Source organism: Phyllobacterium sp. P30BS-XVII, from assembly GCF_014138335.1.
GTDB lineage: Bacteria > Pseudomonadota > Alphaproteobacteria > Rhizobiales > Rhizobiaceae > Phyllobacterium > Phyllobacterium meliloti.
In genome coordinates, this window is record NZ_JACGXO010000012.1 from 98,197 (window position 1) to 104,512 (window position 6,316).

Below are 6,316 nucleotides of genomic sequence, written 5' to 3' on the forward strand. Positions count from 1 at the left end.
ACGATCATGATCCTGCATCAATTCATTGATTACGACACGTTACGACTGATCTGGTGGCTTTTACTCGGCGTATTGCTGATTGGGTTTGCTGTAACAGATGGTTTTGATCTCGGCATTGGGACGCTTCTGCCCTTTGTTGCGCGAACTGACATGGAGCGGCGGATCACCATCAACACAATTGGTCCCATCTGGGAAGGTAATCAGGTTTGGCTTATTGTTGGTGGCGGTGCGATATTCGCCGCATGGCCTCCGCTTTATGCCGTATCCTTCTCCGGTTTCTATCTCGCAATGTTCCTCATACTGGCAGCGCTGATTGTTCGCCCCGTTGCGTTCAAATACCGCTCCAAACGCGATAGCGCCACATGGCGCACTGCCTGGGACTGGGCGCTCTTTGTTGGTGGTTTCGTGCCATCCCTGATCTTTGGTGTTGCCTTGGGCAATGTTTTGCAGGGTGTTCCCTTCCGTTTTGACGGCGACCTGCGCGTTTTCTATGAGGGGTCCTTCTTTGGCCTTCTCAATCCGTTCGCGCTTCTCTGCGGGCTTCTATCGGTCTCTATGCTGATCATGCATGGCAGCGCGTGGCTGCAGTTGAAAACGACAGGCATCATTGCAGAACGGGCTCGCCGGTTTGGCAGTTTTGCGGCACCAATCACCATTCTTCTGTTTGCTCTTGCCGGGTTGATCCTATGGACGATGATTGGCGGTTATCGCATTACCAGCATTATCAATCCGGTTGGCCCGTCGAACCCGCTGTTGAAGACAGTGGTGCAGGATAATAACGCCTGGTTTGTCAATTTCGGCACCCATAGCTGGATGATCATCGCCCCTGCCCTCGGGTTTCTTGGTGCCACGATTGCCTTGCTGGGTTTCAGAGGCAAACGCGAGATTACAACCATACTGTCAAGTGCGCTCTCGATCTTCGGAATTATTTCGACTGTCGGTCTGTCGATGTTTCCATTCATCTTGCCCTCGTCGATCGATCCGCGATCAAGCCTGACAGTCTGGGATACGTCATCAAGCCATCTGACGCTCTTTATCATGCTTGTCGTGGTGGTCATCTTTGTACCGCTCATTACAGCCTACACAACGTGGGTCTATCGAGTGCTATGGGGCAAAGTGGACGACAAAACTATTAGCAATAAAAGCGGCCATGCTTACTAGAACAATGGAGGAGTAGAAAAATGTGGTACTTTGCCTGGCTTCTTGGATTGCCATTTGCGGCGGCTTTCGCGGTTCTCAACGCCATGTGGTATGAACTCGTGGAAGATGATGCGAGCCGTAAGGCGGATACGAAGAAATAAACAATCGAGCGAGGCCGCGCATCTCAAAATGCGCGGTTTTGCAGTTTTTATGAATCATTCAGTCATATTGGTATTGATCGCTTACACAGAGCAGTCTTTTTCAGATCGCCTTGTTTTTAGCATACAACCAAAAGTGCATAATGAGAATCAACCTATACGTGTATCCCTATTGATATCTTCCGTTAAAAACGGCATAGGATCGGATTACAAGACCATGTGATCGATAATGATCACAGACTTCAGAGGGGACAGAAGTACAGTCTTGCAGGCGGCTCGTGAGCCGCGGGTGGGGACTATTGCGATAGGATAATATTGATTGACTTCACCTCGTCCAGCCCGTTCCGGGAGACGCCCCGAATCGACAGTGTCCAGCCACGTTGAAACAAGCCAATCCTCGCCACAGAAAGATATGGGCAGAAGCCTATATTGGAAGCTCTGGACGGGAACGGGCATGGCAGTTGTCTGCACGGGCATTCTCGCCGCAAGCATCATAATGCCGTCCTATGGCGACTACTGGCTCGCCCGCCGCAACCTAGATCGTGTTCAACGCTACCGTCTGGTCTTGGATGCGGCCAATCGTTTATCGGCCGAGCGAGGCCCATCCAATGCAGTGATGGGGATCATGGATCTCCCGACTGATGATGCGAAACGGCAACTCGTTCAGTTTCGTGCAGCAAGTGATGCAGCCATTGAGGCGATTGCAAATCCCATTGCGCCTAATCGTGAGTCAATTGACCATCCCATACCCCTGCGATTTCTGGAACAAACAAACACACAGCTGAAAAGCGCCAGAGCGGAGGTTGATCGCGTTGCAAATCTTCCCTTGGGGCAGCGGCGTCTTGAAGACGTTCAACTGGCGATCGAAGGAATGTTCGCAGTTGTTGACAATTTTCAGTCAATCGTCGCCTGGAATGTCGATGATCTGGTTGATGCGGATGACGGAATTGCAGCATCTGTCTTGATCGGTCACATGTTGAGCGACCTCAGAGAGTATGGCGGCCGGATTGCATCGCAAATCATGGCGCCGATCGCGACACGTCATCCTTTGGAACGCAAACATTTGATTGACAGCAGCCGAACCCGCGGCCGGCTGAACGAGCTTTGGCGATTGGTCGGCGGACAGGACGCGATCTTCCGCAGTGATGCAAGGCTTATCGGAAAACGCGAGGAAATCGAACGCGTCTTCTTTGGTGAGGGGCTAGAGATGTTTGATGCCCTTGTCACAGAAGGCCGAAACTCCGGCAATTATTCTTTGACAGCCGAGGAATTCACCAGGCGTTTTGTGAAAACGCTCCAACCATTGGAGAGCCTGCGCAGTGAATTTCTGAATGTAAAAATTGACGAGTTGATGCAAACGCGCGATCGCGCATTGAGAACATTGCTGATGGTCATTGCCATCACCACGGCTATCTTGGTGATCCTTGCCAGTCTGGTCCGTATGGTTCACAGGTCTGTTTTATCTCCGTTGCTGCAAGCTCGGGATGAGGTTATTGGATTGGCGGAGGATCAGCCCGTACAACTCGGCAATCCTGCGCAATATGCGGGTGAGATGCGCCGCTTATTTGATGCCATTCAGATATTGCGTGGCAAGCTCCGCGAGCGGGCACGGCTAACCGACAAGCTGAAAGAACAAGCGGAAACAGATGGTCTGACGGGCCTCTTCAACCGCCGTACGCTTGATCTTATTGGGCAAAGCAAAGCGAAAGCTGACGGGCAGGCGGAAACAGCTTGTCTCGTTCTGATCGACATCGATTATTTTAAACTCGTCAACGATACGTATGGTCATCAGGCGGGAGATCAGGTTTTGCGGGAAGTGGCGGCTCTCTTTCGATCGATGTTGCGGCCGACAGATGTGATCGCCCGCTTCGGAGGTGAAGAGTTTGCGGTTCTTCTATCGGGCGATCTGCTTTCGGATGTGGTTATGCGTGCGCGCAGGTTGCGGCTTGCATTGCAACGGCACGAGATTGTTCTCGCTGATGGCGCTCGTCTGAACATGACTGCGAGTTTCGGTGTTGCATCGGGCCCGCTTGGGGCGGAAGAGTGGCCGCGGCTCATTAAAGCCGCTGATATAGCTTTATACCGGGCAAAGTCCGAAGGCAGAAACCGGGTGCGATTCGCCGCTGGGACCGAATTGGATGAGCCGTGAGTAGAATAACGTATGCTGTGGTCAAACAAACCATTGGATAAATATTGAACCCGGAATGTACGTTGATTGCGTGGTTGGCTGGGAATTCAGCAGCTGGTGCGGCATCGCTTTTCTTTTTACGCAAATTTACCGCAGTAAAATCATACATTTTCGTAAATGAAATCAGTGCATTAACTGGTAGTCCGGAAAAGAGATAGGTTGGTAATGCAATTTGGCGCATAAATGGATGAGAGACTTTGCCGATTTGGATTGCCAAATCCCTTTAACCATTTGTTAACCTAAAATTTCTTGCTGGATCGTTAGAATCGGAGCTTAATGGCGCTTCTTAGAAGATTTGCTTTGAAAAAGCGCTATTAGAGGTTTTGTCTCCGATGAATTTCGCTCTACCTCTGCCCAAGTTCGAGTTTGATGACAAGATCCTCGATCAGGGAGCAGAGATATCACGCCGCCTTAACCAGCTTCGGATGGAAAAATTTCCGCCGAATGCAAAGAAGACATTGCGGCAGTTCTCCATGGCTGAAGTGGCGCACTATCTTGGTGTGACGCAGAACAATCTGAAGCGCTTGCATCTGGAAGGCAAAGGCCCCGTTCCGGCTCAAGCGACATCCGGGCGGCGATCCTATACGGCCGAGCAGATGCTGGAATTGCGTCATTATCTGGATCGTAATGGCCGTACCGAAGTGAAGAAGTATGTTCCGCACCGCAAGCCTGGTGACAAGCTGCAGGTCATTGCGGTTGTAAACTTTAAGGGCGGTTCCGGTAAGACGACGACAGCCGCACATCTGGCGCAGTATTTAGCGCTGACTGGCCACCGCGTTCTCGCCATTGATCTCGATCCTCAGGCGTCACTATCTGCCTTGCATGGTTTTCAACCGGAGCTTGACAGGAACCTGTCGCTTTACGAGTCCATTCGTTACGATGACGAACGCAAGCCCATTGCTGATGTCATTCTGTCAACCAATTTTCCTGGGCTCGACATCATTCCCGCCAATCTTGAACTGCAGGAATATGAATACGACACGCCACTAGCGATGCAGGACAAGGCATCGCGCGAGGGCAGGCAGTTTTTTACCCGTATCGCTACTGCGCTTGAGAGTGTCGATGACCGCTATGATGTCGTGGTTATCGATTGCCCGCCACAGCTTGGCTATCTCACATTGACTGCAATGTCGGCCGCCACGGCCGTTTTGATCACTGTACATCCGCAGATGCTGGATCTCATGTCCATGTCGCAGTTCCTGCTTATGCTTGGTGGCATTCTGAAGACTGTGAAACAGGCTGGTGCGAAAGTGGAGCTTGATTGGTTCCGCTATTTGATCACACGCTATGAGCCGACCGACATCCCGCAGGCCCAGATGGTCGGCTTTATGCAGTCAATGCTGGCTGAGGAAATTCTGGCTAATGCGATGCTCAAATCAACAGCCGTTTCGGATGCTGGCTTGACCAAGCAGACGCTCTACGAAGTAGAGAAGAATAGCTTCACCCGCACGACCTATGAAAGGGCCATTGAGTCTCTTGACGCCGTGAACTCCGAAATTGCTTCTTTGGTGCATCGGGCGTGGGGGCGCTGAGATGAATATGGGATTTACTGCAGTAAAAACACGGCTTTTCGCTAGAAAAATCAATTGCATGACCGAGAGTGGAAGCGAATAGATGGCCCGTAAGGATGTTTTCAGCAGCGTGATGAATCCAGCGCCAGTGCAAACTGAGCGCAACGAGGCGCTGTCCTATGTGGTGACCGGCGCGTCGCGATCAATCAAGAGCTCATTTGAAGAACTCGCCAAGGGCAGTGTTGTTGAGCTTGATCCTGATCTGATTGAAAGTTCATTCGTCTCAGATCGGATTGAAGAGGATGACCAGGCATTTCAGGAACTTCTTACGGCGATTGCGGAGAGGGGGCAGGATTCGCCAATCCTTGTCCGACCGCATCCTTCAATATCTGGACGCTATCAGATTGTTTTCGGTCATCGCCGTGTCAAAGCTGCCCGGCAGTTAAACAAACACGTCCGGGCTGTCGTCAAGCCGATGGCTGATCAGGACCATGTGATCGCGCAGGGGCAGGAAAATGCCGCACGCCAGAACCTGTCTTTTATCGAGCGGACATTGTTTGCCAAACGCCTTGCGGATCTTGGCTATGATCATTCCGTCGTCAAATCTGCTTTGACGCTTGATCCGACGACATTCTCCAAGATGCAATCTGTCTCCACCTATATTCCAGAGAGCATTGTGCTTGCCATTGGCGCGGCCAAAGCAACCGGGCGGGACAGATGGTGGCAATTGTCCAAGTTTCTCGAGCAGCCCGGCAACCAAGCAAGGGCAGCTGATTTTGTGAAGTCTGCTGAATTTGCGACGGAAGCCAGCGATGAACGTTTTACGCGGCTCTTTGACTTTCTGAATGGGCTAAAACGGTCCGCGCAAAAAACAAACACGCCAAAGACTAAAACATGGGCTGCCAAGGATAAGTTGCTCAATGCTGAGATCAAAGATACGGGCAAGAGCTTTACGCTGGCCTTAAAAGCCAAGAATGCCTCTCGTTTCGGTGCATATATTGCCGATAATCTTGACGAACTCTATCGAGCTTTCAGGGAATCGGAAACAGTAGAAAAAACAGGAGATTAACCGCAAAAGAAAAAAGCCCACCTAAACATCTCTGTCTTGGAAGGCTTCTCTCATATCTCTAGCAGGATCGAGAATCGCATTTCCGGGAATCAGTGTCAAGAGTAATTGGCGTCGTTTGGGCGAGCGGAGATCTTTTGCCTATTGAAAGGTAGAGAACGATGCAGTCGGGGAATGCATTCACGACGCCCTTTGGGCGGCGATCGCTGTCGCTTGGCATGCTGGCAACGCAGGCCGGCGCGATGGAGGTCGA

Annotated in this window: 5 protein-coding genes; all 5 read left to right on the plus strand. The window is 51.3% G+C overall.

What is annotated here, in order from left to right; all coding sequences use genetic code 11:
- Positions 1-6: 6 nt before the first annotated feature.
- The 5 genes from cydB to repB all read left to right on the plus strand — a co-directional run bounded on the left by cydB (position 7) and on the right by repB (position 6,066).
- Complete coding sequence (cydB, locus tag FHW17_RS23995) at positions 7-1,161, plus strand: cytochrome d ubiquinol oxidase subunit II (RefSeq protein ID WP_112525689.1); 1,155 nt, start codon at positions 7-9, stop codon at positions 1,159-1,161.
- A 20-nt stretch (positions 1,162-1,181) separates the two neighbouring features.
- Complete coding sequence (cydX, locus tag FHW17_RS24000) at positions 1,182-1,301, plus strand: cytochrome bd-I oxidase subunit CydX (RefSeq protein ID WP_091886287.1); 120 nt, start codon at positions 1,182-1,184, stop codon at positions 1,299-1,301.
- A 451-nt stretch (positions 1,302-1,752) separates the two neighbouring features.
- Positions 1,753-3,447 carry a GGDEF domain-containing protein gene (locus FHW17_RS24005; RefSeq protein ID WP_182510976.1) on the plus strand — a complete coding sequence of 565 codons (1,695 nt, stop codon included), beginning with the start codon at positions 1,753-1,755 and terminating at the stop codon, positions 3,445-3,447.
- Positions 3,448-3,818: 371 nt separating this feature from the next.
- Complete coding sequence (repA, locus tag FHW17_RS24010) at positions 3,819-5,018, plus strand: plasmid partitioning protein RepA (RefSeq protein ID WP_113096655.1); 1,200 nt, start codon at positions 3,819-3,821, stop codon at positions 5,016-5,018.
- Positions 5,019-5,100: 82 nt separating this feature from the next.
- Positions 5,101-6,066 carry a plasmid partitioning protein RepB gene (gene repB, locus FHW17_RS24015; protein ID WP_112525683.1) on the plus strand — a complete coding sequence of 322 codons (966 nt, stop codon included), beginning with the start codon at positions 5,101-5,103 and terminating at the stop codon, positions 6,064-6,066.
- Positions 6,067-6,316: the final 250 nt, after the last annotated feature.